Here is a 1,071-nt window from a genome sequence, read left to right as displayed (position 1 = left end):
GATGGGCTTTCCAGTAACACCTGAAAACACGAACCCGGATTCCATCTTTTATCCGTATTTCTGGGATGCAGGCACTTATTGGCGATTCTCCCGCTGGGACATCGGCCATCAATCCTACATTCGCTGGAAAGAACTCGACCCAAATCCTGCTGGTGACTATACCGATTGGGGTGATCCGGCGACGATTACTCCCGGTCTCGGTTACTGGATGTATCAGGATCCTTACGCCAATGAAAATGTTGAGGTGACGGGAACGCTGGTTCCACAAACATCTGATTACTATATTCCAATCGATCCGCCGCAAGGTTCGTACGCGGGAATCACGATGGTCGCCAATCCGTTCAATTACACGACTGACTGGAAGAATACGATTGTCAACGTCACCACCGGAAGCGAATCGGAGGAGATGACGCTGGAAGACGCCAATTTTGCCGGAATGATCGATTCTTACGCCTATAAATGGGATATCGAAAACGGCATTTATATTCCGTTTCATCGCATGGCCGGCGGCGTGTTTGAGGTCTGGGACGGATACTGGGTCGAACAAATCATGCCTTCACAGGGAGAAATGATTGTCTATAAAGTCGTAAGAGTCAACTTTTTCAATGACCATGCTAGAAAATTTTACAATCCGAAATTAGGTTCGAAAAAGGACGAACTCGGCACTGCAGGCGTCGATGAGACTGACCGGTTCAGTTTTATCGTCTCTAACGCCGGTAGCACCTGTAAAATTGCAACGATCAATTCCTTCAATAAAACAACTTTTGATCTAAACTCTCTGAATACGCCAGTGGCTTTATCAAATGGCTTTAGTGCGAAACTCGTTGCCAAGAATTCACTCGATGGCGGGTTAACGGAATTCCGGTTTGAAATCTCAGCGCTGACGAATACCAAGAATTTGAATCGGATTTGGTTCGATTTTCTGGTAGGCGCTACTGTCCAATCGCCGCTTCATCCCAGCGAAAGCGTTCATTACTATACGACTTTCCGCACACCCTACGCGGCGAAATCTTCTGAATCTTTAACGACAGTTTCGCTCGAATTAAAAATCCCACCGATCAATGCCGGGAC

At 47.1% G+C, this 1,071-nt stretch carries 1 protein-coding gene; it reads left to right on the top strand.

The window, feature by feature from the left end:
- Nucleotide 1: 1 nt before the first annotated feature.
- A partial coding sequence (locus COT43_11730) for a hypothetical protein (GenBank protein PIS27203.1) occupies nucleotides 2–1,071 on the top strand: 1,070 nt, incomplete at its 3' end.

This window comes from Candidatus Marinimicrobia bacterium CG08_land_8_20_14_0_20_45_22, from assembly GCA_002774355.1.
GTDB lineage: Bacteria > Fidelibacterota > UBA2242 > UBA2242 > UBA2242 > 0-14-0-20-45-22.
Note: the sequence above shows the minus strand (reverse complement) of the source record. Positions and strands in the feature narration are given on the sequence as shown.